Annotated in this window: 15 protein-coding genes; 5 read left to right on the forward strand and 10 right to left on the reverse strand. The window is 66.9% G+C overall.

The window, feature by feature from the left end:
• Window positions 1-33 precede the first annotated feature (33 nt).
• Together JI664_RS13615 and JI664_RS13620 are read right to left on the reverse strand one after the other, a co-directional pair.
• Window positions 34-4,248, reverse strand: coding sequence for a glycosyltransferase family 2 protein (locus JI664_RS13615; RefSeq protein WP_207014299.1), 4,215 nt, complete (start codon window positions 4,246-4,248; stop codon window positions 34-36).
• A gap of 84 nt (window positions 4,249-4,332) precedes the next feature.
• On the reverse strand, window positions 4,333-6,126 hold the full coding sequence (locus JI664_RS13620; protein WP_207014300.1) for a glycosyltransferase: 1,794 nt from the start codon (window positions 6,124-6,126) through the stop codon (window positions 4,333-4,335).
• A 138-nt stretch (window positions 6,127-6,264) separates the two neighbouring features.
• On the opposite strand from JI664_RS13620, the gene JI664_RS13625 reads away from it, so the two are divergent.
• Window positions 6,265-6,975: a sulfotransferase gene (locus tag JI664_RS13625; protein WP_207014301.1), complete on the forward strand. Its 711-nt coding sequence runs from the start codon at window positions 6,265-6,267 to the stop codon at window positions 6,973-6,975.
• A gap of 185 nt (window positions 6,976-7,160) precedes the next feature.
• Window positions 7,161-8,048, forward strand: coding sequence for a sulfotransferase (locus tag JI664_RS13630; RefSeq protein ID WP_207014302.1), 888 nt, complete (start codon window positions 7,161-7,163; stop codon window positions 8,046-8,048).
• 82 nt (window positions 8,049-8,130) lie between these two features.
• On the opposite strand, the gene JI664_RS13635 is transcribed toward JI664_RS13630, so the two are convergent.
• From JI664_RS13635 to gpmI, 6 genes are all read right to left on the reverse strand, one after another.
• Window positions 8,131-9,153: an aspartate-semialdehyde dehydrogenase gene (locus JI664_RS13635; RefSeq protein WP_207014303.1), complete on the reverse strand. Its 1,023-nt coding sequence runs from the start codon at window positions 9,151-9,153 to the stop codon at window positions 8,131-8,133.
• 154 nt (window positions 9,154-9,307) lie between these two features.
• Window positions 9,308-10,486, reverse strand: a complete 1,179-nt coding sequence (locus JI664_RS13640) for an MFS transporter (protein ID WP_207014304.1) — start codon at window positions 10,484-10,486, stop codon at window positions 9,308-9,310.
• Between the two features lie 107 nt (window positions 10,487-10,593).
• The gene (locus JI664_RS13645; protein ID WP_207014305.1) at window positions 10,594-11,079 is read right to left on the reverse strand and encodes an RNA pyrophosphohydrolase; all 486 of its coding nucleotides are present in this window, start codon (window positions 11,077-11,079) and stop codon (window positions 10,594-10,596) included.
• Complete coding sequence (locus JI664_RS13650) at window positions 11,079-12,419, reverse strand: S41 family peptidase (protein ID WP_207014306.1); 1,341 nt, start codon at window positions 12,417-12,419, stop codon at window positions 11,079-11,081. The genes JI664_RS13645 and JI664_RS13650 overlap by 1 nt, the downstream gene beginning before the upstream one ends.
• Window positions 12,420-12,474: 55 nt before the next feature.
• Window positions 12,475-13,620 (reverse strand): murein hydrolase activator EnvC family protein, encoded by a 1,146-nt coding sequence (locus JI664_RS13655; RefSeq protein WP_207014307.1) that lies wholly within the window; start codon window positions 13,618-13,620, stop codon window positions 12,475-12,477.
• Window positions 13,621-13,623: 3 nt separating this feature from the next.
• Window positions 13,624-15,147 (reverse strand): 2,3-bisphosphoglycerate-independent phosphoglycerate mutase, encoded by a 1,524-nt coding sequence (gene gpmI, locus JI664_RS13660; protein WP_207014308.1) that lies wholly within the window; start codon window positions 15,145-15,147, stop codon window positions 13,624-13,626.
• Window positions 15,148-15,500: 353 nt separating this feature from the next.
• On the opposite strand from gpmI, the gene JI664_RS13665 reads away from it, so the two are divergent.
• The 3 genes from JI664_RS13665 to JI664_RS13675 all read left to right on the forward strand — a co-directional run bounded on the left by JI664_RS13665 (window position 15,501) and on the right by JI664_RS13675 (window position 22,213).
• On the forward strand, window positions 15,501-17,021 hold the full coding sequence (locus JI664_RS13665; RefSeq protein WP_207014309.1) for a Y-family DNA polymerase: 1,521 nt from the start codon (window positions 15,501-15,503) through the stop codon (window positions 17,019-17,021).
• Between the two features lie 170 nt (window positions 17,022-17,191).
• On the forward strand, window positions 17,192-20,539 hold the full coding sequence (locus tag JI664_RS13670) for an error-prone DNA polymerase (protein ID WP_286174096.1): 3,348 nt from the start codon (window positions 17,192-17,194) through the stop codon (window positions 20,537-20,539).
• Between the two features lie 105 nt (window positions 20,540-20,644).
• A complete protein-coding gene (locus JI664_RS13675) occupies window positions 20,645-22,213 on the forward strand; it encodes a tetratricopeptide repeat-containing sulfotransferase family protein (RefSeq protein WP_207014311.1) in 1,569 nt (522 codons plus the stop codon).
• A 51-nt stretch (window positions 22,214-22,264) separates the two neighbouring features.
• Here the strand turns inward: JI664_RS13675 and JI664_RS13680 are convergent, their stop codons facing one another.
• Together JI664_RS13680 and JI664_RS13685 are read right to left on the reverse strand one after the other, a co-directional pair.
• Window positions 22,265-23,434 carry an LCCL domain-containing protein gene (locus JI664_RS13680; RefSeq protein ID WP_207014312.1) on the reverse strand — a complete coding sequence of 390 codons (1,170 nt, stop codon included), beginning with the start codon at window positions 23,432-23,434 and terminating at the stop codon, window positions 22,265-22,267.
• A 150-nt stretch (window positions 23,435-23,584) separates the two neighbouring features.
• Window positions 23,585-26,533 carry an LCCL domain-containing protein gene (locus JI664_RS13685; RefSeq protein WP_207014313.1) on the reverse strand — a complete coding sequence of 983 codons (2,949 nt, stop codon included), beginning with the start codon at window positions 26,531-26,533 and terminating at the stop codon, window positions 23,585-23,587.
• Window positions 26,534-26,686 lie beyond the last annotated feature (153 nt).

Below are 26,686 nucleotides of genomic sequence, written 5' to 3' on the forward strand. Positions count from 1 at the left end.
CGGCGTTCTGCCCCGGCCCGGGCCCGGCGGCGATCAGCCGCCGCAGACCCGCCGCACGAAATCGGCCTGATCCCACGGCACCGAGATTTCCGGAGCGTGGATCACGTCGCGCCCCTCACCCACCAGAGCCAGATACTTGCGGTATTCCTCGGCATTGTTGAAATGCTGGCTCCGCGCGACCTCGGCCTGCGCCTTGGCGCGGAAATGCGCGTTGTACTTGAAATGCGCGAAGAACAGCTCGCGCTTGGCCAGCCGCGTATCCGAGACGTAATGCAGCCCCGCCGACAGCCGCATCCATGGCCGATAGCGCAACAGCGCGTATTTCTGCGCAACGAACAGATCGCTGCGCGATCCCGGAATAAGCCGGTGACGCAGCGCGCTGGTCCATGTCGGCGAGTTGGAATAAGGCCCCAGCGCCATCGACGCGGTGAGGAACGGCTCGCGCTCGACGAAGCCCGCCTGCGCGAAGGGATCGGCCCCCTTGAAATCGACCGTCGAAAGCGAGCCCTCGGGATACATGTCGAGCATGAAGATCCGCGCGGCATCGGCGCCGTCGAATTCGGGCGACCGCACCAGCGACAGCACATCCCCCGACCGGTCGAGATTCCAGAACAGGAACTCGTCGGCATCGACGGCCAGTGACCAGCGCCCGACGCGGAAATTCGACATCAGCGCCTGCTGCCAAGCGACACCGTAGCCCGACTTGCCGTATTCGGTATCGACCGAGAACAGCGCGACGTCAGGCTGCTCGGCGAGATATTCGAAACTGCCGTCATCCGAGCCGTTATCGGCGATCAGGAATCCCTTGACGCCCAGCTTCCGGTAATGATCGAGGAAGGCGGGCAGGATGAACATCTCGTTGCGCAGGCAGATCACCGCCGCGACCTCGGCCTCGTTGACCGCATCAAGCTTCGCCTGAGACGATACAAGGTCCAGCGCGTTCGAGTTGAACCCCAGCTTCACCCACTGGTAGCTCGGCCAGATCTTGCGATCCAGCGGGCGGGTTTGCTCAAGGCCATCGAGCACTTCCGCCATCCGGTCGACACCGTCGAGATGCGCCAGCTTCACCTGCGCGCCCTTGAACGGCAGAAAACCGTTCACCCATTGCGGCACGATCGGGCCGCCGGGTGCCGTGCGGCGCAGTACGCTGACATGGTAGCCGGTATTATCAAGCCAGATGTCGCGCATACTGAGCAGGTCGCCGACCAGCTTGTCTTCCATGAAGGACAACTGCTCAAGCTCGCGCCCCTCGGCTGTCTGCGCGGCCTCAACGAGCGCGGCCATCGCCACGCGCGACAGCGAATACCCCGTGCCGCCATCGGCATAGGTGGACGGCTCGGGCGACTTGTCCAGCTCGAACCTGCCGCGCTGCGAGCGGGACTTGCCCTGATGCCATGCCCGGTCGACCTGCCCGCGCGAGCGATGCAGCCGCCGTCCGTGGTAATCGGCGGGCCGATGCGCGAGATCCCCGAACCAGGCTTCGGGGTCGATGAAGCAATCGTCGTCCACCTTCACCAGATGCGCGAAATTGGTGTGTTCGAGCACCCATTTCGTCAGCGCGATGCTCTTTTGCGGCAGACCTTCGTAATCGTCGGGCGCATCCAGATAGACCACATCCCCGTCGCGCCGCCCGTCCCCGTTGCCTGCGAAGACAAGGAACGGCACGCCCATCGCCTTGAGCCGGGCCAGCCATGTCTCGCGCATCACCTTGACGCGCGTGTCGAGATTGGGCTGGCAGGTATAGACGCATAGCAGCGTATCCTGCAGCGGGCTGGCGGCGGCGATCAGATCGGCGGCACGGTCGTCGGTCGCGGCGGGCGGCGGCGCGGGCAGGGGCCGGTCGAACAGCGTGGCAAGCTTGCGGACATCGGCATTGTCGCCATGCGCCCTGCGCAGCGCCTCGAAAGACATCAGCACCACCGAGGACCGCATCAGCAATCCGGCTGCGACCTCGTCGGCGAATTGCGTCACCACAAGGCGCTGCGCCTGCGCCAGAACCTGTTCGGCCTCGTCTGCGCGGCCCTGATCCAGCAGACCACGCGCGGTACCCAGCGCCAGCATGATGCCGACGAACTGGCCCTGCGTCCCGGAAACGACCGGCAGCGCTTCAAGCCATTCCGGCAGGGCCTGCGCCCCGGCGGTGCCGGCAAGAAGCGCCTCAGCCCGAGCGCGCAGGTTTCGGTTCAGATCCGCGAAGGGCAGGGCCACGAGCTGTTCGTTGTAGCGCTCGAGCCCGCGACAGGCCCCTTTGCGCTGTTCCTCGGACAGGGCGATCTCGGCGCGCGGGAAGGCCAGAAGCCGCAACGCGCCCTCTGCCGGGTCCATCCCCGCGATCAGGGGCGCCAGCGCACCACCCAGCGCGGTCTCGGCCACGCCCAGCGGCCCGAACAGCTCGCGCCGGAAGCGGATCATGTCGACCGTGCCGATCTGCCGGTGAAGGTTGAGCGCATCATCAACCCGCTCGGTATCGGCGTCGGAAAGAACCGGTCCGTTCAGGATCGCCCCCTCGATCTGCTCGAACGCGTCGCGCATCGCCCGCAGGCTCTCGGGCAACACCCAGCCGGTCTGCGCCTGTGCCTCGCGCACCATGGCCCAGAAGCTTGGGTTCAGGGCATAGACCTTGCCCACCACCCAGACCGCGCGTTCGCGCACTTCGGGCGCCAGCGCCGTGTCGCGCGACAGGATCGTCACCGTCGCGCGCATCAGGCGCAGGCAGTTCATCGGCCCCCAGTAATCGTCCGCATGCCATTCGATCAGGTTCAGCGCGCCGCCAAGGATCTCGCGCGCCACCCAGTCGAGCGGCAGCGTGCCGTCCAGCGCCGGGGCCGTGTGCGCCGCCTGCTCCATCACCCAGGCGATCACCGGCGTGTTCAGCCAGTCGCCGCCGGGCGCGGCGATCTGGTGCATGGCCTCCATCGCGGCCTGAAACCGGCCCTCGCCATAGTAGAGCCCGATCATCAGCGAGCGGGCCGAGCTGATCTTCCAGTCGAGCGGCTTGTAGGGCAGCCCGGTATCGCGCCGGTAGCGCAGCAGTTCTTCCATCCGGTCGTTCTGCGCGAACCAGATCATCAGCCGGTAGAGGAACATCAGCTTGAGCATGTCCACCGGATCGACGCGCACGTCATCACCGTCGGCGCCCCGTTCGACAACCGGCAGGCTGGACTTCGGCAGCGTTGCCGCCTGCGCGCTCAACGCCTTCATCTCGGCATCGAGAACGGCAATCGGGTCGCGCGACGGATCGGCGCGCATGGCAAGGGTGAAACGCTCGGCCGCCTCGATCGCCGGTTGCTCGGGGTCGGCTCGGACGACAGCGCTGTCCGCAGCGTCGATCGAGGGCGCCAGAAGCGCCCGCTGGGGCAGATAGGCAGACAGCTTGAAACGCTCGGCCGCCTTGGACAGAACGGACCAGACCTCGGGCGTCAGCTCATCGGCGATGCCTGCGAATTTCACATGCTCCAGCGCCTGCAGCGCCGCGCGGTCGTTCTGAGCAAGTGCGCGCGACTTGGCCAGCTCGGACACCCGAGCGGCCAGCGCGGCGCGCGTCAACGTCATCCGGCCCAGCACCGCACCGTCCCGCGTCGTCAGCGTCAGGTCGAGTGCATCGCCCGCGTCGGTCCAGATCCGACCCGGCGGCACCGCGACCAGACCGTATTCCGTGCTCTCGGCCTTACCCGGGGCCGGTATCTTGCGCAGCGAGGCACGGAAGGTCTCTTCCATCCCGGCCACATGCAGCACGCCGTCGCGCTCATGATCCGAACGCAGCTGCCGCAAGACCACCTCTAACGTGTCGTTCAGATGCAGCCCGGTCTCGTTCTGCCAGCGATCTTTCGACATATCGAGGACCATGCGGTCATAGACCGACCACCCCCTGACATCGACGCTGGCGATTTCATCCAGCCGGGGAAAGCCCCGCCGCATGAACATCCGGCCCGACAGATCCAGCCGGGGCATCGCGTCAAACGTGCCGATATGGCGTTCGTCTACATGCACGTCGGCGGTGCCATTGCGGAAGACGATCTGCACCGGCGTCGGGCGGTTCTCGAACGCCATCGGATAGCGGATCTCTCGCCGCCAGCCTTCGGGCGCCTTGCGGTTCACGACGACCAATTTTTCGTCGCGCCGGACCGACAGGTGAAAAGGAATTTCGGTTTCGGCTTCGTTATAAAAATCAAGGTTCAGGACATAGCCGGCGGAAAAGTCGGCCAGGGTCCAGAAACGTGCCCCTTGGGCGGTACGAAAGGACTCCATGTAACCTCTGTGCTTCAATCGACACTGCAGCGCAGCATAAATCCGGACCTTATGACAAGTGTCTCTGCGCGATGCAACTCTGCCTCAGCGGCGTCCCCGAGTCAGCATCCGGCGTGCCAGACGGGGTGTTTCCGGGTCCGGCTGACTATGCGGATGCACCCGAGGATGCCCCGGCGCCCAGCCCGAGAGCAGAACCAGCACCGCCGCCAGAGCCCAGCGCAGGGTCCCGCGCAGCCCGGTCAGGCGCAGCAGCCGCAGAAAGACCTGCCCGCGCCGTCGCGGCCCCAGCCCCGGCGATGTTGCCCGGGCCACCGCGCGCCGCAGCCGAAGCAGCCCACCACCCCCCGCCATGACATCGGGAATGCGCGCCACTGAATAGCGGGTATAGGCCACGCTCCGTGCCGCTTGCGCCAGTTCGAAGACCAGCATCTGAACCGACAACGGATCGCCCCGAAGCACGTCACGCTCGGGCATCCCGGCCAGCAGGTCGCGCCGCAGGATCCGGTTGCCCAGCGCGGGATATTGCCGGGTAAGAGCCCCCTCGCCCATACCGATTGCGCCACCGCGCGCGGGCAGCGCCGCAAGATCGAACCCCAGCGCCTCGTTATTGGTCCAGCCGTCGTGATAGCCCAGCCCGTCGCGGGTCAGGGCGCCGATCCCAAGATCGCAGCCGGTTTCCACCGCCAGATTGAACAACCATTTCAGCCCGTCGGCTTCGGGCGCCTCGCCCGGGGCCAGAACGATCACCCATTCCCCTTGCACCAGTTCCGCCAGCCGCCGGGGCGTTAGCCCCTCGGCTTCGATCCGTGTCACCTTTTGCCCCGAGGGCAGCGTTGCGGGCGCGTCGGGGGCAGCGACCAGAAGCTCGAAACTGTCCTGCACCCCCCGGTCGAGCCTCGCCAGCACGGCGGCAGGGTGGGGATCCAGCACCACGACTGTCAGCGGCGTCTTGCCGGCCAGCACCATGCCCAGATGGCGGCTGATTTCGGGGTCCCAGTCGGGCGACCAATGCGTGCCCAGCCGGTCAAACAGCGCAAAGGTCGCGGTCAGAAACCGGGCGCGACGGTCACGGTCGGCCAGAACGCTGGCCCGCTCATAGACAAGCCGCGTTGCCAGACGGTCGTACCCTTCCTTGCCATGCGCCATCGTCATGAGCCGGGGATACAGCCGATCGAGCACGCGTAGCTGATCAAAGACCCGGTCGTCGTCGCTGCCGGTGATCTGGCCCGCGCGTTCGCGGCGATGCAGGTAAAGCGGCACGGGGGTATAGGCGAGCGCGGGCGCGCGGGCGGCGATGGCCCAGAACACCTCGTGATCTTCGAACCAGCTTCCCTCGGGATAGCGCAGATTGTCGAACAAGGCCCGCCGGTAGAGCTTGTTCCATGCCGACGGAAAGACCCGCACCGCCTCGCGCGCATCCGCCAGTGCCAGGATTTGCGGCGCGTCGAGCGGTTCCGAAGCATGCAGCGCAGGATGGCTGATCCGCGTGCCATCGGGATAGGCAAGCTCGATCGCACAGGCCGCCCAGTCGGTGTTCTGCCGTGTCAGCGTGTCGTGCAAGGTGGACAGGAAGTCGGGTGCAAAGGCATCGTCGCCGTCGAGAAAGGCGATGAATCGTCCCCGCGCCTGATCGAGCCCGGCATTGCGCGCGCCCGACAGACCGCGATTGGCCTGACGGATCACCCGGAACCGCGGATCGCCCGCGCAAATTTCGGACGCCAGCGCGCCCGACCCGTCGGTCGAGCCGTCATCGACGATTAGCGCCTCGAAATCGGTGAGAGTCTGGGCCTTGATACTGGCCACGGCGTCGCGGACGTGATCGACCACGTTATACACCGCGACGATGACAGAGATCAGCGGGGCCTCGGTCTGTGACATGCCGTTTTTCCCGCTCCGTCGCGTCTGGATCGCCCCGTTTCCGGCCGCGCCGGCAGCCGGATCGCGCGTCTGGTTTCCGCTTGTTCTCCACAATTCGCAACGATATTCAAGGCACGGAGACGGTTAGAGGACCTGCGGATGCCGCAAAACGCTGCCAAAAGCACCGATATCAAAGGCTTCGTGTTCGTGGTGACCTATGGGCGCTCCGGCTCGACGCTGGTGCAAAATCTCCTCAACGCGATCGACGGGTATTGCATCCGGGGTGAGAACGCGAACGCGGTGGGACCGCTGGCACAGGCTTGGGTCAATGTCCGGGACAATGACGTCATCCGCAGCCACGCCCGCACTGGCGAGACGACACAGCCCAACAACCCTTGGTACGGGGCCGAGAACTGCAATCACCGTCGATACGGAAAGGCGCTGGCTCACGCTTTCCGTAGTCAGATCCTTATGCCGCCCGCCGGCACCCGTGTCACGGGGTTCAAGGAAATCCGCTGGGGCAACAGCTTCGTGGATCTCAGCAATACGCTGAATTTCCTGCATCGTTTCATGAGCCCGGCGAAGTTTATTTTCAACACCCGGGATCTGGATGAGGTCGTGCGTTCCGGCTGGTGGGCGCAGCAAGACGCCAACGAGGTCAAGAGGCGGCTGTCTGCGACCGAAGCGCTGTTTCACCGCTACATGCGCAACAATCCAGACCGCTGCCATCACATCCACTACAACGACTATACGAGCGACCACAGCAAGCTGGAGCCGCTGTTTGACTTTCTGGGCGAGGAATACGACCCCGACCTTGTGTCGAACGTCATGTCGCGAAAGCTGATGCACCTGAAGAAGACTGCGGAATAGGGGCGGCGCGGGTGCATCGATTGTGCTTTCGATACCCGCTTGGAAATCAGCGTGCTCATGGCAACGGAAACAGGCGTATGCTGGACGGCTAGCGGTGCCATTGCATCGCAAACGCGAACGCGTCATTAGGGTCTTGCCAGATTTCAGGCCCGCCTTTTCCAGCCCACTGATACGAGATCGTCATAATGGAACAATCTATTCGGAAACCCGTCTTCCTGCTCGGCGTCGGCGCTCAGAAATCCGGAACGACCTGGATGTGGTCCTATCTCAAGCGGCATCCCCAGTGCGCCATGGGCACCATCAAGGAATACGCCGTGTTTCAAGCGGCGTTTCTGGGGGACGCCTTCCCGGTTCGCCGCCGGGCCCGCCTTGAACAACTCGCCAAACTGCTGACTGGCCGCCGGAATCAATTGGTCGATGGCAAAGAACCCACCCAGACCGACGCGATCCTCAGCCTAATGGACAATATCGCGCTCGAGCTGGATCTGGACCGCTACGTCCCGCATTTCCGCTCCCTTATGGACAAGAACCCGGGTACGCATCTGGTTGCGGATATCACACCCGAATATTGCGCGCTTACGCCCGAACACCTGACGACAATCCGTACGATGCTGATCGAGGGCGGTTTCGACGTGCGCGTTGTCTACCTGATGCGCGATCCGGTCGAACGGTGTTTTTCGATGCTGCGCATGGGCGACCGGAATGCAGGCAAGGGCGCCAATACGACAGCGCACAAACGGTTCGCCAAAGACGCCAAGCAGCCGTGGTGCGAACGGCACACTCGCTACGACCGGACGATCTCGAATCTCGAACAGGTTTTCCGTTCTGAAGAGCTGCATTTCGATCTGTACGAAGATTTCATCAGCAAGGAAGGCGTTCAGGCGCTGACGGAGTTCCTCGGCATCAGTTACACCGCTCCGAATCTCGACCATCGCGCCAATGCGTCGCCGCGTGACGCCGAGCCCGACGCCGAGGCCATTGCGGACGTCCGGGCCTTTTACGAGCCGGTCTATGCCTATTGCCGCGAGCGCTTCGGCGAAGAGCGTATCGCAAAGCTGTGGAAAAATGCCTGAGATCAGCAGGATGGTCATGAAAAAAGGCGCGCCCCCCGGGCGCGCCTTTTGCATTGAGTGAAAGGCCAGCAGCCGGGGCGGCTCAGCCCTTCTTCAGGCAGCGCTGACCCAGAACCTCGGCGATCTGCACCGCGTTCAGCGCGGCGCCCTTGCGCAGGTTGTCGGACACGCACCAGAAGTTGATGCCGTTGTCGATCGTCGCGTCCTGACGGATGCGGCTGATATAGGTGGCGTATTCGCCCACGCAATCGACGGGCGTGATGTAGCCACCGGCCTCGCGCTTGTCGACGACCAGAATGCCGGGCGCCTCGCGCAGGATCTCGGTCGCTTCTTCCCAGTCGAGGAAATCTTCGAATTCCACGTTGATCGATTCCGCATGGCCGACGAAGACCGGCACCCGGACGCAGGTCGCGGTGACCTTGATTTTGGGATCGACGATTTTCTTGGTCTCGGTGACCATCTTCCATTCTTCTTTCGTGTCGCCGCTATCGAGGAAGACATCGATATGCGGGATCACGTTGAAGGCGATCTGCTTGGGATAGACCGACGGCGCGACTTCCTGACCGGGGACGAAGACGCCCTTGGTCTGGTTCCACAGCTCGTCCATCGCCTCTTTGCCGGTGCCCGACACGGATTGATAGGTCGAGACCACGACGCGCTTGATCTTCGCGCGGTCATGCAGCGGCTTCAGCGCGACAACCATCTGCGCGGTCGAGCAGTTGGGATTCGCGATGATGTTCTTCTTGGTATAGCCGTCGACAGCGGCGGCGTTCACTTCCGGTACCACCAGCGGCACATCGGGGTCGTAGCGGTAGAGCGACGAATTGTCGATCACCACGCAGCCGGCGGCGGCGGCCTTGGGCGCGTAGACCTTGGTCGCGTCCGAGCCGATGGCGAACAGCGCGATATCCCAGCCGGTGAAATCGAAATGCTCGAGATCCTGGCATTTCAGCGTTTTGTCGCCAAAGCTGCATTCGGTCCCCAGCGAGCGGCGCGAAGCCAGCACGGCGATTTCATCGACCGGGAACTCGCGCTCGGCGAGGATGTTCAGCATTTCGCGGCCCACGTTCCCCGTGGCACCGACAACAACAACCTTGTAACCCATCAGATCCTCCTTGGACGTACGGACAGGCATGACCGCCCCCGCCCGGCAGGACGGCAGCGTCATGGACAGCAGCGCGAATACGCGGTTTCGGTCCGGGATTAAAGCCCAATGGGGGGCACGCCCCGGTATAACTGCCGTTTCTGCCGCGAAATTCTCAGTCCGTGCGGTCTTGCGAGAACAGGTAGACCGCGCAGCCCGCCAGCAGCAGCAGACCGAACAGCAGGAAGATCGCCTGATAAGGCGCCTCGGGCGCGACCGGCTCGGTCGCGCGGTACAGGCGGCCCGACAGCGTCTGCAGCACCCCCACCCCGCCGATGCCGAACAGGTTCATCAGCGTGACACCCCGGCCCAGCAGATGCGGCGGGAAAAAGCTGCGGCCATGCGCAACCATCAGCGGGAAGGACGAGCCGAACAGCCCCACCCCCGCCACCAGCGCCGTGGCCGGCAGCAAGCCGATGGCCGGCACCGCCCAGAGCGTCAGGATACAGGCCGCGGCCATCAGGTTGCCCACCAGCACCACCCATTTGCGCGTGCCGAACACACGGTCCAGCGGGCCATAGGCGAAAGAGCCTGCCACCATCGCCAACGCCATGGCCAGCGTGATCCAGCCGATATCGATCGCACTGGCGCCATAGACATCGGCAAAGAACGGCCCCGCCCAGAGCCCGCGAATGGCGGCGGCGGGCAGGTAGTTCACCGCCATCAGCGGCAGGATCAGCCAAAGCGCGCGGATCTTGAGAAGATCGAAGACCGAGCCGCGCCCGGCGGCGCCCTGTTCAAGCGGCGGCGGATCCTGCACCAGCCGCCCCACGGCCAGCGCCACGATCAGCGTCGCGGCGGCGAGCGTCAGCACGGCGGCCCGCCAGCCGAAGGTCTCGGCCGCCCAGGCCAGCGGCCAGGCCCCGGCCAGATTGCCCAGCGTGCCGAAACCGATGATCGCCCCGGCAAGGGTGGCGAAGACGCGGGCGGGATAGATGCGGCCGAAGATGTAATAGCTGGCCATCAGCACGGGCGAACAGCCGATGCCGATCAGGATCATCGCCACATGGATATGCCACGGCGCCTGCGCCAGCCCGAAGACCAGCGCGCCACCGGCGCCCGCGACGCCCAGCAGCCACGCCGCGACGCGGCGCGGGCCGATCCCGTCGAGGGCGGCGCCTACCGGGATCTGCATCAGCGCGAAGGTCAGGAACCAAAGGCCCGAGGACAGCGCCAGATCCTCGGGCAGCGCGCCGAGATCGCGCTCCAGAAGCGGCGAGAGAACGGCCAGAAAGGCGCGGTAGAACTGGCTCAGCACATAGGCGATGACCAGAAAAGAAATGCCGATTTTCACGCCGCTTTTCCCGAATTGGTTAAACAACGTGCAGTTATGCGGATTGAACAGGCAAGGTCCAGAGGGGCGGCGGCGGAATTACGCCCCTCCCTGCCGCGCCGCGCGCGTCAGGCCAGATGCGAGCGGAAGGCCGCGACCACCTGCCGGTAGATCTCGCGCTTGAAGGGGACGATCGCTTCGATCATCTCATCCGCCGTCACCCAGCGCCATTCGCTGAATTCGGGATGCTCCTGCTCAAGGTCGATCTGCTCGTCACGACCGAGATAGCGCAGCAGGTACCATTTCTGCGTCTGGCCGCGATAGCGCCCCTTCCACATCTTGCCCAGAAGCTCGGGCGGAAGGTCGTAGGACAGCCAGTCGGGCGTTTCATCCAGAACCTGAACCAGCGCGGGGGCCACGCCGGTCTCTTCTTCAAGCTCGCGCAGGGCGGCGGCGCGGGGGTCTTCGCCCGCGTCGATCCCGCCCTGCGGCATTTGCCAAGCCGGAACAGGGCTGTCGAGCCGACGGGCGGCAAAGATCATGCCGCGCCCGTCGATCATCATCACGCCGACATTGGGCCGGTAGGGCAGCGCCTGAAGCTCGTCGGGCGTCATCAGTTGCCGTTCATCGCCGAGAGACCGCGCAGGATGTCCAGCGCATAGGCCAGCTGGTAATCCTCGTCGCGCAGCTGAGCGACCTCTTCGGCGGCGCGCTCTTCCTCTTCCATCTGCCGACGTTCGTCATCGGTGATGTTGGTGTTGGACAGCGCGCCCCGCAGCGTGGATTCCGAGCGAAGCGGACGCGGCGTGACGCCGTCTTCCTCGGGCGCGATGGCGGCATCGTGGCGCGGCGGCTGATGCACAACGATGTCGGGCGCCACGCCCAGAGCCTGAATCGACCGGCCCGAGGGGGTGTAATACAGCGCCGTCGTCAGGCGCATGGCCCCGTCGCCGCGCAGCGGGATCAGCGACTGGACCGAGCCCTTGCCGAAGCTGCGCTCGCCCACCACGACCGCGCGGCGGTGATCTTGCAGCGCACCCGCGACGATCTCGCTGGCCGAGGCCGAGCCGCCATTGATCAGCACCACCATCGGCCGCCCGTCGATCAGATCGCCGGTCGTGGCGTTGTAGCGCTCGCCTTCGGCTTCGTCGCGGCCGCGGGTCGAGACGATCTCGCCCTGCTCAAGGAAGGCATCCGACACGCGGATCGCCTGCATCAGCAGACCGCCGGGATTGTTGCGCAGATCCAGAACGATGCCCTGAAGCTGGTCGATGCCGCCCAGTTCCTCGATGCCCTGCTCAAGCTCGGTTTCGAGATTGTCATAGGTCTGTTCGTTGAAAGTCGTCACGCGCAGCACGACGATATCTCCCTCGACGCGCGAACGGACGGCCTGAATGCGGATCGTGTCGCGGATGATCGACAGATCGAACGGCTCGCTGGCGCCCTCGCGCATGATCGTCACGACGATCTCGCTGCCGACCGGGCCGCGCATCAGATCCACCGCCTCGGGCAGCGTCAGGCCCAGAAGCGAGACGCCGTCGACATGGGTCAGCACATCGCCGGGCTGCACGCCGGCATCGGCGGCGGGCGTGTCGTCGATCGGGGTGATGACGCGGACATAGCCGTCCTGCTGGGTGATCTCGATCCCCAGCCCGCCAAAGGCGCCGCGCGTCTGCACGCGCATGTCTTCGTAATCGTCGGGCGGCAGGTAGCTCGAATGCGGGTCGAGCGAATTCAGCATGCCGTTGATCGCCGCTTCGATCAGCTGGCCGGTATCGGCCTCGTTGACATATTGCGCGCGGATCCTCTCGAACACGTCGCCGAACAGGTCGAGCTGTTCATAGACCGACTGGTTGGCGTCCTGTTCCTGCGCCAGAAGCGGCGCGGCGACCTGTGTCGACAACACGGCTCCGCCGAGAATGCCCGCCGCCGCTGCCACCAGATACTTGTTCATGCTTCCATCCCGTCTGTCGGTCCTGCGCGCCCTGCCGCGCGCGTGTCCAGCCGTGTCACGGCTGCTGTCCACTCAAATCGAACCAGTCGGCAGGGTCAATGGCCTGCCCGTTCCGCCGCAATTCCAGATACAGCGTTTCGCCCCGGCTCGCCACCTCGTCAACGCGCACGAATTCGTCAGCCGCCGGATCGCCCCCGGGCATCAGGCCCAGCGCGTCGCCCTGAGCCACGACCTCGCCCACCCGCGGATAGACCACGTCGAGCCCGGCGATCACGATCAGCCAGCCCTCGCCCGGTTCCAGCAACACGACGTTGCCGTAATCCAGAAGCGGCCCGCGATAGCGTACCGTGCCGTACCACGGCGCCACGACCAGCGCGCCCGGCTCGGTCGCCAGAACCAGCCCCGGCCGCTCGATCCCGGCGGCGTCGGCCTCGCCCGCGCCACGCAGGACCGTGGCGATGGCGGGCAGTTCCAGCCGCCCGCGCGCGGTTTCGAAAAGCGGCAGCTCGGACGACGCGCCCGAGGGGCGCTCGGCCAGACCGCTCGCCAATCCCTGCAGCGTACGCACCGATTCCAGCAGCGCCAGCATCCGCGTCTCGTCATCGCCCACCCGGGGCGGCAATTCGCGCCGGTCGGCCATCGCCTGACTCAGTTCCGCCCGCGCGTCCTGCAGGCTGGCCAGCCCTGAGGCCAGCGTGTCGACCGCGCTCTCACGCACCGCACGCAGGTCGCGCAGCTCGCGCGCCAGCGCGCCGATGCGGTCGGCCTCGGCCTGCATGCCCGCCGCGACATCGGCGATCATCATCCCCGCCCGCGCGGTCGCCAGCGGGCCCTGCGGATGGACCATCATCACCGGTCCCTCGACCCGCTCGACCGCCATCATCGCGCCCAGAACGCGGCTGACCTGCGCCTGTTGCTGTTCGAGCACCCGCTCGACCGCCGCCTCGCGCAGGGATGCCTCGCGCATCCCTTCGCGCAAGGCCGACAACCCCGCCTCATGCGCCCGGATCGCCCGCGTCAGCGCGTCGATCTGGTCCGGCGCCTGACGCGCCTCGCCCAGACTGTCGATCGCCGTCAGCAGATCGATCGCGGCGGCCTGCGCGTTCTCGGCGGTATTGGCGGCAACCGGCGCGGCGCTCAGGGCGCATCCGAGCCCCAGCACAACCCCGAGCACCCGAGCCAGAGACCCCGCGCGCGCCATCGCTCAGGCCTTCCGGATCAGGCTTTTGCCGGTCATCTCGTCGGGCTGCGGCACGCCCATGAGTTCCAGAAGCGTAGGCGCCACATCGGCCAGCCGGCCATCGGCCAGCGTCGCCCCTTCGGGCCCGCCGATCAATGCAACCGGAACGAGATTCGTCGTATGCGCGGTATGCGGCCCGCCGGTGGCATAATCGATCATCTGCTCGCAATTGCCGTGATCGGCGGTCAGCACCATGGCGCCGCCCGCAGCCTCGAGCGCGGCCAGAACCTTACCAAGCCCCTGATCCACGGCTTCGACCGCCTTGATCCCGGCCTCGACCACGCCGGTATGGCCGACCATGTCAGGATTGGCGAAATTGGTGACGATCAGATCGTAGCCGGCCTCGATCACCTCGACGAATTTCTCCGTGACCTGCGCGGCCGACATTTCGGGCTGCAGATCATAGGTCGCGACCTTGGGGCTTTGCGGCATGAAGCGGTCCTCGCCCTCTTCGGGCACTTCCTTGCCACCGTTGAGGAAGAAGGTCACATGCGGATATTTCTCGGTCTCGGCCAGCCGGAACTGGCGCAAACCCTGCTTGGCCACCCATTCGCCCAAGGTGTTGCGGATCACCCGCTTGGGAAAGGCGGTCTTCATGAAGGCGTTATGGGCGTCGGAATATTCGACCATGCCCAGCATCATCGCCCAATCGGGCCGCTGACGCGCCTCGAACCCGTTGAAGGCGGGCGCGCCCACGGCGGCCAGGATCTCGCGCGCCCGGTCAGCGCGGAAATTCAGACAGAACAAACCGTCGCCGCCCCGCGCGCCCTTGTAGCGGCCGATCACGGTGGGGGTGATGAATTCGTCCGTCTCGCCCGCCGCGTAGGCCTGCGCGACGGCGGCCTGCGCAACGGGGGCCTCGCGACCCGTCGCACGGATCATCGCGTCATAGGCCTTCTCGACCCGCTCCCAACGCGAATCGCGGTCCATCGCGTAGTAACGCCCGATCACAGTGCCGATCGTCGCGCCGTCGGGCAGGCTGGCAGCCAGATCGGCAATGAACCCGTCGGCCGATTTCGGCGCCACGTCGCGCCCGTCGGTGATCGCATGGATCACCACCGGCACGCCGGCCCCGGCGATTGCCGCCACGGCGGCCTTGAGATGGGTGATATGCCCATGCACACCGCCATCCGAGACCAAAGCCATCAGATGCGCGGTCCCGCCCGTGCCCTGCAGCCGCCGGATGAAATCCTGAAGCGCCCGGTTCTGCGCGAAAGAGCCATCCTCGACCGCCAGATCGATCTGCCCCAGATCCATCGCCACGACCCGGCCCGCGCCGATATTGGTGTGGCCGACCTCGGAATTGCCCATCTGCCCCTCGGGCAGACCCACATCGTTGCCGAAAGTCACCAGCGTCGCATGGGGACAGGTCGCCATCACGCGGTCGAAATTCGGCGTATTGCCAAGGGCTACGGCATTGCCTTCGGATTTCGGATTGATGCCCCATCCATCGAGAATGCACAGAACGACGGGTTTCTTGCCGGTCATGCCGGGCCTCCGGTCTTTTTGTGGCCTGTTGTCAGGCACTGTCTATGCCCGGGACCCGCCGGGAGCAATGCCGAAGGCCCGCGCTGCGCATCATGTCGCGCGTGGCGGCCCTGGACGCGGCGCGCCCGAAGCAAGGGGGGCTGTCTGCCCCCCTCGGCCTGCGGCCTCACCCCCCGAGGATATTTGTGGATCAAAGATGCCGGTTAGCGAAACGTTAACGCCCATCTTTGATCTCTAAATATCCCGGGGGTCCGGGGGCTGGCCCCCGGGGCTGTCGGCCTGCCCGGCGCCGGATCGACTCGACTCGTTCTCCCGCCCGCGCTAAATGAGAACATATCAAGAACAAGCGATCCATGTCTGCGCGTATCCTGTCCCTTTTCCTCCCCCGCCTCGCCAGCGATCTCGTGCGGCGGCGGGCGCGCGAGGTTGGCGAGCTTCTGGTGCTGGTGGCGCGCCAGGGGCGGGGAGAGGTCTTGGCCTGTCTCACCCCCGAGGCCTCGGCGCAGGGGTTGCGCAAGGGGCAGTCGCTGTCGGAAGCGCGCACGTTGCTGCCCGGCCTGACCACCCGTCCGCACGATCCCGCCCTGCCCCGCCGCGCGCTGCAGGCGTTGCGCCGCTGGGCGCTGCGCTATGCCCCCTGGGTGGCGGTCGATGGCGAGGACGGGCTGGTTCTGGACCTGACGGGATCGGCGCATCTGATGGGGGGCGAGGCGGCGTTGTGCGCCGATATGGCGCAGCGGCTGGCGGCAATGGGGATCGAGGCGCGACTCGCGGTGGCGCCGACGCGCGGCGCGGCCTGGGCGCTGGCGCGGTTCGCGCCCGGCCCTGTCACGCTGGCCGACGAGGCGCGCGCGGCGATTGCCCCGCTGCCGATGGCCGCCCTGCGGCTCGATGCCGACACCGTGGCCGGGCTGGCGCGGCTGGGGCTGGCGCGAATCGGCGATCTCAGCCGCACGCCACGCGCGCCGCTGACCCGTCGCTTCGGCCCCGACGTGATGCTGCGGCTCGATCAGGCGCAGGGCGCGCTGCGCGAGCCGGTTGCCGCGCCCCCCGATACCGCCCCCCATGCCGTGCGCCTGTCGCTGCCCGAGCCGATCGGCACGACTGCGGACGTGATGGCGGGGCTTACGCGGCTGCTGGAGCGGTTGTGCCGCAGGCTGGCGCGCGAAGAGGCCGGGGCGCGACGGCTCAGGCTGGAACTGGCGCGGGCCGATGGTGGCCGAGCCGAGGCCGAGATCGCGCTCGCCCGGCCGATGCGTGACCCGGCGGCGATGGCCGCGCTGTTCGAGCGCGCGATCGAGGCGCTGGAGGCGGGCTTCGGCTTCGACGCGCTGCGGCTCTCGGCGCCGGGGGTCGAGGCGTTGCCGCCCGCGCAGCTCGGTGGTGACGGGTATCGCGGCGGAAAGCCTGACGGGGCGATACAAGTGGGCGGTAGCAGCGGCCGTTCGGAAGAACTGGCCGATCTGATGACGCGGCTGGGCAACCGGGTGGGGCTGGAATCGCTGATCCGCCCGCTGCCCGCCGACAGCCATATTCCTGAGCGCGCCTTTCTCAGGGCCTCGGCCGTGTTCACCGAAGCGCCCGGCGCCTGGCCGTACAATGCCGAGCGGCCGCTGGTTCTGTTCCCGCCCGAGCCGCTCGAGGCCCCGGCCTTGCCCGACCCGCCCCGGCACCTGCGCTGGCGACGGCAGGCGCTGACGCGGCTGCGGGCTTTCGGGCCCGAACGGCTGACGCCGGAATGGTGGCTGGACGATCCGCTCTGGCGCAGTGGCGTGCGGGATTACTGGCGGCTGGAGACGGTCGAGGGCCCGCGGCTGTGGATCTTCTTCACACCGCAGGAACCGGGCTGGGCGGTACAGGGGGAATTCGAATGAGCCCCGAGGGCAGGACGGAAGAAAGGGCAGAAGAGACCGCGGCCCCGTCCGGTGGCGCTGCCGGTGGCGGGTCTCCGGAGTATTTGGAACGAGGGGAAAGGCCAGACGGCAGGCACGAAGACAGGCACGAAGACAGGCACGAAGACAGACAGGGCGAAAGGCGGGGCGATCTGACGCCCGGCACGCGCTATGCCGAGCTTTGCGTGACGACGAATTTCACCTTCCTGACCGGCGCCTCGCATCCCGAGGAAATGGTCGCGCGCGCGGCCGAACTGGGGCTCGAGGCGGTGGCGATCACCGACCGCAACAGCCTTGCGGGCGTGGTCCGCGCTCATTCCGCGCTGCGCGAGATCCGGCGCGGAATGGCCGAGGGCGGCACGGTGACGATTCGCGGGCAGGTCGTACACGACCCGTCCAGCCGGCAGGACGACCGGGGCGCGGGCATCCCCGCCCCGCCGCGCCTGCCGCAGCTGATCATCGGCGCGCGGCTCGTCTTCAGCGATACCCCGGTCGAGTGGCTGGCCCTGCCGACCGACCGCGCGGCTTATGCGCGGCTGTCGCGGATGCTGTCCACGGGCAAGCGGCGGGCCGAGAAGGGGCGCTGCGATCTGCATCTGGCCGACCTGCAGGCCGAGGGCGAGGGGCTGATCCTGATCGGGCTGCCCCCCGAGGACGGCGCGCCCGAGGCCCAGCTGCGCGACATGATGCGGCGCTTTCCCGGCCATGTCTTTCTGGGCGCCGCGCCGCGCTATGACGGGCGCGATCAGGCGCGGCTGGCCGAGCGCGCGCGGCTGGCACAGCGGACGGGGGTGCCGATGGTGGCCGTGGGCGACGTGCTGATGCATCACGCGCGGCGGCGGCGGCTGGCCGATGTGCTGACCTGTCTGCGCGAGGGCTGCACGATCGACCGGATCGGACGGCGCGCTTTGCCCAATGCCGAACGGCGGCTCAAGCCCGCCGCCGACATGGCGCGGATGTTCCGCGCGCATCCGGCGGCGATCCGGCGCACGCTGGACATCGCCCGGCGCTGTGCCTTCTCGCTCGATGAGCTGAGCTACGAATATCCCGACGAGATCAGCAATGGCGAACCGCCGCAGAAACGGCTGGAGCGGCTGACCACCGAAGGGCTCCGGCGCCGCTTCCCGCGCGGGGTGCCGCAGGACACGCTGCAGAAGATCGAGAAAGAGCTGAGGATCATCGGCAAGCTGGGCTTTGCCGCCTATTTCCTGACGGTCAACGACATCGTCTCTTTCGCGCGCTCGAAGGGCATCCTGTGTCAGGGGCGCGGCTCGGCTGCCAATTCGGTGATCTGCTACGCGCTGGGGATCACCGAGGTGGCGCCCGACACGATCAGCATGGTCTTCGAGCGTTTCATGTCCGAAGCGCGCGGCGAGCCGCCCGATATCGACGTGGATTTCGAGCATGAGCGCCGCGAAGAAGTGATCCAGCATATCTACGAAACCTATGGCCGCCACCGCGCCGGGCTGACCGCGACAGTGATCCATTTCCGCTCGCGCGCGGCGATCCGCGAGGTAGGCAAGGTCATGGGCCTGTCCGAAGATCTGCTGGCCGCCATCGCCTCAGGGTCGTGGGGCTGGTCGTCGCACGCCCCCTCGCGCGAGGCTGTGCAGGAGCTGGGCCTCAACCCCGACGATCGCAGGCTGGCGCAGACGCTGGATCTGATCGCCGAGATCATCGGCTTTCCGCGCCACCTGTCGCAGCATGTCGGCGGTTTCGTCATCACCAAGGGACGGCTGGATGAGCTCTGCCCGATCGAGAACGCGGCGATGGACGGGCGCACCGTCATCGAATGGGACAAGGACGATATCGACGCGCTGGGGATCTTGAAGGTCGATGTGCTCAGCCTCGGGATGCTGACCTGCATCCGCAAGGCCTTCGACCTGATCGCGCAGCACCGGGGCCAGCACTGGGGTCTGGAGAACCTGCCGCGCGAGGATCCCGACACCTATGACATGCTGTGCAAGGCCGATGCGATCGGCGTGTTTCAGGTCGAAAGCCGCGCACAGATGGCCTTTCTGCCGCGCATGAAGCCGCGCGAATTCTACGATCTGGTGATCGAGGTGGCGATCATCCGCCCCGGCCCCATTCAGGGCGGGATGGTGCATCCCTATATCAACCGCCGTCAGGGCAAGGAGGATGTCGTCCTGCCCTCGACCGAATTGCGCGCGGTGCTGGAGCGCACGATGGGCGTGCCGTTGTTTCAGGAACAGGCGATGCAGATCGCCGTGGTCGCGGCCGGTTTTACCCCCGAAGAAGCCGACCGCCTGCGCCGCTCGCTGGCGACCTTCAAGCGGATGGGCACGATCGGCGCCTTCAAGGACCGGTTCATCGGCGGAATGCTGGAGCGCGGCTATGACCTGCCCTTCGCCGAGCAATGCTTCGCGCAGATCGAGGGCTTCGGCGAATACGGGTTCCCCGAAAGCCACGCCGCCAGCTTCGCGCTTCTGGTCTATGCCTCGGCCTGGCTGAAGCGGCACCATCCGGCGGCCTTTACCTGCGCGCTGCTGAATTCGCAGCCGATGGGCTTCTACGCCCCCGCCCAGCTGGTGCGCGATCTGCAGGAACACGGCCACGAGGTCCGGCCGATCAGCGTCAACCATTCGGACTGGGACAACACGCTGGAAAAGCGGCCCGACGGCAAGCTGGCGCTCAGGCTGGGCTTCCGGCAGATCAAGGGCCTGCGCGAAGAGGATGCGCAATGGATCGTCGCCTGCCGGGGCAACGGTTATCCGGATGTGGAAAGCCTGTGGCGGCGCGCGGGCGTGGCGCCGCCCGCGCTGGAAAAGCTGGCCGTGGCCGATGCTTTCGCGCCGATGCGACTGAACCGCCGCGACGCGCTCTGGGCGGTCAAGGCGATCCGCGCGCCCAAGCCCCTGCCGCTGTTCGGCAATACCGGCGAAGGCGTCACCGAACCCGAGGCCGACCTGCCGCAGATGACGCTGGGCGAGCAGGTGATCGACGATTACCTGTCGCTGCGCCTGAGCCTGCGCGCGCATCCGATGGAGATCGTGCGCCCCAATCTGCCCGGCCTCACCGCCGCCGCCGATCTGGGGCAATCTCCGCCCAAGGTCAGCGTCTGCGGGCTGGTGATAACCCGGCAGCGACCCGGCACGGCCTCGGGGGTGATCTTCATCACGCTCGAGGACGAGACCGGCGTGTGCAACGTCGTCGTCTGGCCCAAGGTCTATGAGCGCTTCCGCCGCATCGTCATCGGCGGGCGGCTGTTGAAGATCACCGGGCGACTGCAGCGGCAGGAAGGCATCATCCACCTGATCGCCGAGACGGTCGAGGATTACTCGATGGCGCTGAATTATCTGGGCGAGCTGGGCACCGAGGCGATCGACCCGACCGAGGGGCGCGGCGACGAAACCCGCCGCCCGGTGCCCTTGCGCGAATTGCCGGGCAAGCATCCGCTGCGCTCGAAGACGGGCGGCGGCGGGCGGGTGCATCCGCGCGATCAGGCGCGGCTGCTGTTTCCCAGCCGGGACTTCCATTGAGCCAGCCTCCGCCCGAACGTGCACCCGCCCGAACCTGCCCCCGCTTGACCCCGCGCCCCGCAGCGGGCACCTGTGAGGCAACCCGATCCCCGAGACGAGAGCGTCATGGCCCTGACCGAGAGCGAACTGAACGAACTTCAAAGCCTGATGCAGGACGAGCGTTTCGACGATGCGATCGTCGCCGCGCGCGGGATGTTGCGGCGCAATGCCGATGTGCCGCTGCTCTATAACGTGATGGGCGTGGCGATGATGCAGACCGGGCGGCCCGACGACGCCACCCGCGCCTTCCAGCGCGCGCACGCCATGGCGCCCGATTACACCGAGGTGACGCATAACCTTGTCGCGGCTCTGATCGGAACCGGTCGCGTGGCCGAGGCCGAAGAGCCGATCCGCGCCGCGCTCAGGGACAGGCCCGGCGACCCTTCGCTGCTGCGCAACCTCGCCAGCGCGCTGGTGCTCAAGGCCGACTGGCCCGCTGCGCAGGAGATCGCGCGGCATGCGATGACCGCCGAACCCGCCCATCCCGGCGCGCGCGTCATGCTGGCGTCGATCCAGCGCGAGCTGGGGCAGATGAACGAGGCGCTCGAAACCCTCGCCCCGCTCGCGGATGTGGCCGAGGCACAGCTTGTCCGGGGCGAGATCCTTGCGGCACAGGGCCAGCCCGACGCCGCGCGCGCCGCGTTCGAAGCCGCGCTGGCGCTCGACGAAGCCGAGGTCGCCGCGTGGGAGGGCATCGCCGCCGTCACCACCTTCACCCCGGACGATCCCCAACTAGACCGGCTGCGCGCGGCGCTCGACGAGGCAACCGACGACGCCCGCACGCGGCTGCATTTCGTCCTGGCCAAGGCGCTGGCCGATAGCGGTGCCGATACGCAGGTCTTCCCGCTGCTCGACGCCGCGAATGCCGCGCGCCGTCAGCAGGTCCCGGCCTATTCCCACGCCCAGCGCCGCAAGGAGATCGGCCGCATCCGGTCGCTCTTTGCCCCGGCGCAGGTCGCGGCGCTGGCCGTGCAGGGCGACGACAGCGCCCAGCCTCTGTTCCTGATCGGCATGCCCGGCACCGCCGCCGAGACCGTGGCGCGCCTGATCGCCGCTCATCCGCAGATCCACGCCACCGACACGCCCGCGACGATCCCCGCGCTTGGCCGCGCCGTGCTGGCCGCGCCGCGGTTGATGGAGCCGGGCTGGATCCGCGCGCAGGCCGGGGCGGTTCTGTCAGGGGCTGACGCGTCCCGGCGCCTGTTCGACGCTACGCCCGCCAATGCCGATTGGGTCGGGCTGATCCTGACGCTGTTTCCCAAGGCGCGCATCGTGCATGTCATGCGCGACCCCCGCGCCACCGCGCTCGATCTCTACGCGCAGGATCTGTCCACGGCGCCCTATCCCTGGGCGCAGGATCTGGAAGATCTCGCCAGCTATCACGCCCAGCTCGACGCGCTGATCGAGCATTGGCAGGCGCAATTCCCCGACGCTTTCGTCACCTGTCGCTACGAGGATCTCTGCGCCGACCCCGAACCGCAGGCCCGCGCGCTGGCCGAGGCGCTGGGACTGACCTTCGACCCGGCGATGCTTGACGCGCTGGGACCGCTTGGCGCCAGCGACGACTGGACCCGCTACGCCGACGGGCTTGCGCCCTTCGCACAGGCGATGGCCCGGCAGGACCGCCCGCTCTGACGCGAAAGGCCCGGCACATGCCGGGCCTTTCCCTGTCGTTTTCGTGCGCTTTTACTTGCCCGCTGAGGGCGCAGCCGGAGCCTGCGCGGCGGGTGCGGCCTCGTGACCCACGAATTCGTAGCTGCCCTGCCACGAGCCGTAATTCGACGAGGTCACGCCATGTGCGGTCGATCCCTGATAGCTCTGCTGTCCGGGCACGATACGCACCTCGACCACACCGGTCTCGCCCACGGCCACGGCGCCCGCATGGACCGCCGCCACGGCAACCGCGGAATCGTCGGTATAGAGCCCCGATCCCCAGACCGAGCCGCGATCCGACCCCGTCACGCTGAAGCGGAAGGTCTGACCCACGCGGTCGCGATATCCGGTCAGGTTGCCCGGCGCCGGTTCGACGGCGGCTTCGGGCATGACGAACTGGTAGCTGCCGCTCCACGAGCCGTAATTCGACGAGCTGATGCCATTCGCGGGCGTGCCCTGATAGCTCTGCTGGCCCGGCAAAATCGTCACCGTCACCGGCCCGGTCTCGCCCATGCCGATGGCCCCGGCGTGAACCGCCGCCGCCGCCAGCGAGGAATCGTCGGTATAGATATCCGAGCCCCAGACCGAACCCCGGTTCGAGCCGGTCACGGTGAAGGTAAAGCTCTGGCCCACGCGGTCGCGGTAGCTGGTCAGGTTGCCGGGATCGGCCATCGCCTGCATGTCGCCGCCCGCGCTGCCTCCTTGCGACGCGCCCCCCGGCGGCGTGCCGAAGGTCTCAAGGATCAGCCGCGCCTGACAGGTCTGCTGGTCATAGGTGCCGACCCAGATGTCATAGGCCCCGGCGGGTGCGTTGGGGATACGGATGCCGGGATTGAGCTCGCGGTCGTCATCGTTGAAATGCCACGTCCCCGAGGCGTCGTTGACCAGAAGCACGGTATCGCAGCTTCCCTCGACCCGAAGCTCCAGCTCGCGCCCGGCATCGTTTTCGGAGAAGTTGAAGTCGAAATCGGGCTGCGTGATCACCCAGCCATAGCCCTCCATGGAGCAATTCGCGAGATTGACGTTCCCGCCGGCCACGACATCGACCGCTTGCGGCGCCCATAATTGTTCGGACCCGTAAGAGATGGGCGTGCCCTGCAGGCTCCAGTCCGGGCAGGCAAAGGCGCTGGTGGCGGCCATGCTGCCGAGGAAGGCCAGCGCGGCCACGGCATGGGGTCGGGTCGGTGCAGAAACTCGGATCATCGTGTCCTCCTGATGAATCGCGGCCAGCCGGGGAACCGGCCGCCGGGGTAGATGGCGAGACCGGACTCGGTGCGTCGCCGGGCAGACCGACGAAGGTCCGGCCCCGCGACCACAGCACGGAACACCCGGACCCCCGTCAATTCGACGGGGTCATTTCCCTCCCTGACCCGGTGCCGAAGGCGGGGTGATCGGTTCGAAACGATAGCTGCCGCTCCAGCGCCCGTAGGACGAGCTCTGGACGCCATTGCGCGCGCTGGCGGGATAGGATTGCTGACCCTCGACAATGGTCACCGCGACCACCCGCGTCTCGCCTTCCTCGACCAGACCGGCATGAACCGCTGCCCGCGCCACGCGCGAATCGTCGGTATAGATATCCGTGCCCCAGACCGAGCCCGAACCGGCACCCGTCACCTCGACATAGAAGGTGGTGCCGTTCTGCCCCCGGTAAGCGGTCATGTTGCCGGGATCGGCGATGATCTCGGCCCCGTCGGGAATGCCCGTCACGCCCGTGCAGACCACGTCGCGCAGGGCCCCGCAACCGCCCGGAGCGGTACAGCTGCGCTGATCGCCCAGAACGAAGGTCCGGTCGGTCAGCTCGTAGCCCCAGACCGAGGCCGTGGCATAGCCCTGCGCCTGACAGAACTGATCGGCACCCGGCTGGCCGCAATCGGCGCCGAAGGTCGCGCACCAGTCGATCCGCTGACCATTGATCATCGGCGCGGCAAAGCGCGTGCCCTGCGGCTGTGGCCGGGGATTGACGGACTGGAAGGTCTCGAAGCGCAGCGTCGCGTCGCAGGTCTCGGTCCCATAGGTCCCGGCCCAGACCGAATAGGCGCCGACAGCCGCGTTCTCGATACGAATGCGCGAATTCAGACCGGCATCGTCATCGTTGAAGACCCAGTGGCCATCCGGCCCCTGCACCAGAAGCACCGGGTCGCAAGTCCCATCAAGCCGGATTTCCAGCGCGTAATCCTCGGGATTGGCGGTCAGCGACAAGGCGTAATCGGGCGCCTGCACCAGATACCCGTAGCCCGAAACCTCGGTGCAGGCCTCAAGCCCGAGATTTCCGCCCGCCACGACCGCATGGCTCTGCGCAGCCCAGAGCGCCTGACCGTCATAGGACAGCGTAGCCGCCGGTTGCCCCGGCGCGGGACAGGTGCCCGCTTTGAACGGGGCGGGCGGCGGCGGCGGTGTCGGTTGCGGCGGAACCGGCGCCGAGCCGCCCTGCGCGAAGGTCTGAACCTGCAACGTCGCCGGACAGGTGCCGCTGCTATAGGTGCCCACCCAGATGTCATAAAGCCCCGGCGCGGCGCCCGCGAAAGTCAGGACCGAGTTCAGCCCGTCGCCGTCGTCGTTATAGGACCAGCGCCCATCCGGCCCGCTGACGAGCAGCACCGGGTCGCAGGTGCCGTCGACGCTGATCTCCAGCTCGTCGCCCGGCGCGTTGCCGGTCAGGTTCAGCGTGAAATCGGGCCGCTGCACGACATAGCCATGCCCCGGGACGCGGGTACAGGCGCCCAGATCGATGCCGCCGCCCGCCGTTACTCCGGCAGTCTGCCCGGCGCGCAACTGGGTTGCCGCGAAAATCAGCGGCTGGCCGTTCTGCGCCGGATCCGGACACAGCGCGGGTTGCGGCGGTTGCGGGGGCTGGGGCGGTTGCGGAGGCTGCGGCGACGGGGGGGACGCGGGCAACAGGGTCTGCGTCACCAACTGCGCCGCGCAGGTATTGCTGCCGAAGGTCCCGACCCAGATGTCATACTCGCCGGTCGGCGCCCCGGCGATCGTCACCTCGGGGTCCAGCCCGTTGGTATCGTCGTTGAACCGCCACTGCCCGTCCGGGCCGCGCACCAGAAGCACGGTGTCGCATTGCCCGTCCGCCTGCAGCCGCAAAGCGGCGCCCGGGGCGTTGAATGTCAGGTTCAGCGTGTAATCGGGATCACGCGACACCCGTCCATGCCCCGGAACCGCCGCGCAATTGGTCAGCTGCACGCCTCCGCCTGCGGTGGTGGGGTGGCTGCGCCCCTGCAAAAGCTGCGCGGTCGCATAGGTCAGCATCACGCCGTTGGCATTGGGGTTGGGGCAGACCGCGACCTGAGGCGGCTGCGGGGGTTGCGGCTGCGGGGGTTGCGGCTGCGGCGGCGAGACCTGCCCGCCGAAGGTTTCGGCAATCAGCGTGGCCTGACAGCTGCTACTGCCATAGGTGCCGATCCAGACATCGTATTCGCCCACTGCGGCGCCGCTCAGCCGCAGACGCGGGTCGGTGCCGTTGGAATCATCGTTGAAATGCCAGCGCCCGTCGGGACCGCGCAGCAGCAGCACGGTATCGCATTGCCCGTCGACGCGGAATTCAAGGTCGTAGCCCGGCAGGTTGCGGGTGAAATCCAGCGTAAAATTGGGTTGCTGGCGCACATGCCCCACCCCCGGAACGCCCGGGCAATCCGACAGGCTGGCATTGCCGCCCGCGCTGACCGGATGGCTGCGCGGGGTCCACAATTGCTGCCCGTTATAGCGGATCACCTGTCCGTTCGCGTTGGGATTGGGGCAGGAAGCGATCTGCGGAGGCTGGGGCGGTTGCGGAGGCTGGGGCGCGACCTGACCGCCGAAGGTCTCGAAGATCATCGTGCCCTGACAATTGGAATTGCCGAAGGTGCCGACCCAGACATTGTAATTCCCGGTCGCCGCGCCGCTCAGACGCAGGCGCGGATCGGTGCCGTTGGAATCGTCGTTGAAATACCATTGCCCGTTGGGCCCGCGCACCAGGAGCACGGTGTCGCATTGCGCCTCGACCCGGAATTCCAGATCGTAATTCGGCACGTTATGCGTGAATTCCAGCGTGAAATGCGGCCGGCGGCGGATGCTGCCATGGCCGGGGATACCCGAACAAGCCGACAGGTTCCCCTGCCCTCCGGCGATGATGTTGAACCGCTGGGGCGTCCACAATTGCTGGCCTGAAAAAGACACCTCGCGCGTGCCGGTGCCGCCGGGATCAGGGCAAAGCTGTGCAGAGGCAGGCAGAACCATCGCCACAAGCGGCAAGAGCGCCAGCAAAACGACGCGCAGAATACGGCGACAAGGCCGGGTTACGGGACGCAGAAACATGCGATCCTCCCTCTGTGACTTGCCCGCACCCGAAGCCGGAAACGCCCGGGGCGCGGAAAATATTCTTTATCAAACGCAGGGATGCTGCGCCGGACGGGGATCAAAAGCAAGAAATAAAGCCGTGAAGACAGTCACGGGCGGCGACGCTGTGCG

This window comes from Rhodobacter sp. NTK016B, from assembly GCF_017303295.1.
In the GTDB taxonomy this organism is placed as follows: domain Bacteria; phylum Pseudomonadota; class Alphaproteobacteria; order Rhodobacterales; family Rhodobacteraceae; genus Pararhodobacter.

Bases quoted from the DNA above. Each gene is read 5' to 3' on its own strand.
- JI664_RS13615 (WP_207014299.1), bottom strand. From the start codon at position 4,248: ATGGAGTCCTTTCGTACCGCCCAAGGGGCACGTTTCTGGACCCTGGCC.
- JI664_RS13620 (WP_207014300.1), bottom strand. From the start codon at position 6,126: ATGTCACAGACCGAGGCCCCGCTGATCTCTGTCATCGTCGCGGTGTAT.
- JI664_RS13625 (WP_207014301.1), top strand. From the start codon at position 6,265: ATGCCGCAAAACGCTGCCAAAAGCACCGATATCAAAGGCTTCGTGTTC.
- JI664_RS13630 (WP_207014302.1), top strand. From the start codon at position 7,161: ATGGAACAATCTATTCGGAAACCCGTCTTCCTGCTCGGCGTCGGCGCT.
- JI664_RS13635 (WP_207014303.1), bottom strand. From the start codon at position 9,153: ATGGGTTACAAGGTTGTTGTTGTCGGTGCCACGGGGAACGTGGGCCGC.
- JI664_RS13645 (WP_207014305.1), bottom strand. From the start codon at position 11,079: ATGACGCCCGACGAGCTTCAGGCGCTGCCCTACCGGCCCAATGTCGGC.
- JI664_RS13650 (WP_207014306.1), bottom strand. From the start codon at position 12,419: ATGAACAAGTATCTGGTGGCAGCGGCGGCGGGCATTCTCGGCGGAGCC.
- JI664_RS13655 (WP_207014307.1), bottom strand. From the start codon at position 13,620: ATGGCGCGCGCGGGGTCTCTGGCTCGGGTGCTCGGGGTTGTGCTGGGG.
- gpmI (WP_207014308.1), bottom strand. From the start codon at position 15,147: ATGACCGGCAAGAAACCCGTCGTTCTGTGCATTCTCGATGGATGGGGC.
- JI664_RS13665 (WP_207014309.1), top strand. From the start codon at position 15,501: ATGTCTGCGCGTATCCTGTCCCTTTTCCTCCCCCGCCTCGCCAGCGAT.
- JI664_RS13675 (WP_207014311.1), top strand. From the start codon at position 20,645: ATGGCCCTGACCGAGAGCGAACTGAACGAACTTCAAAGCCTGATGCAG.
- JI664_RS13680 (WP_207014312.1), bottom strand. From the start codon at position 23,434: ATGATCCGAGTTTCTGCACCGACCCGACCCCATGCCGTGGCCGCGCTG.
- JI664_RS13685 (WP_207014313.1), bottom strand. From the start codon at position 26,533: ATGTTTCTGCGTCCCGTAACCCGGCCTTGTCGCCGTATTCTGCGCGTC.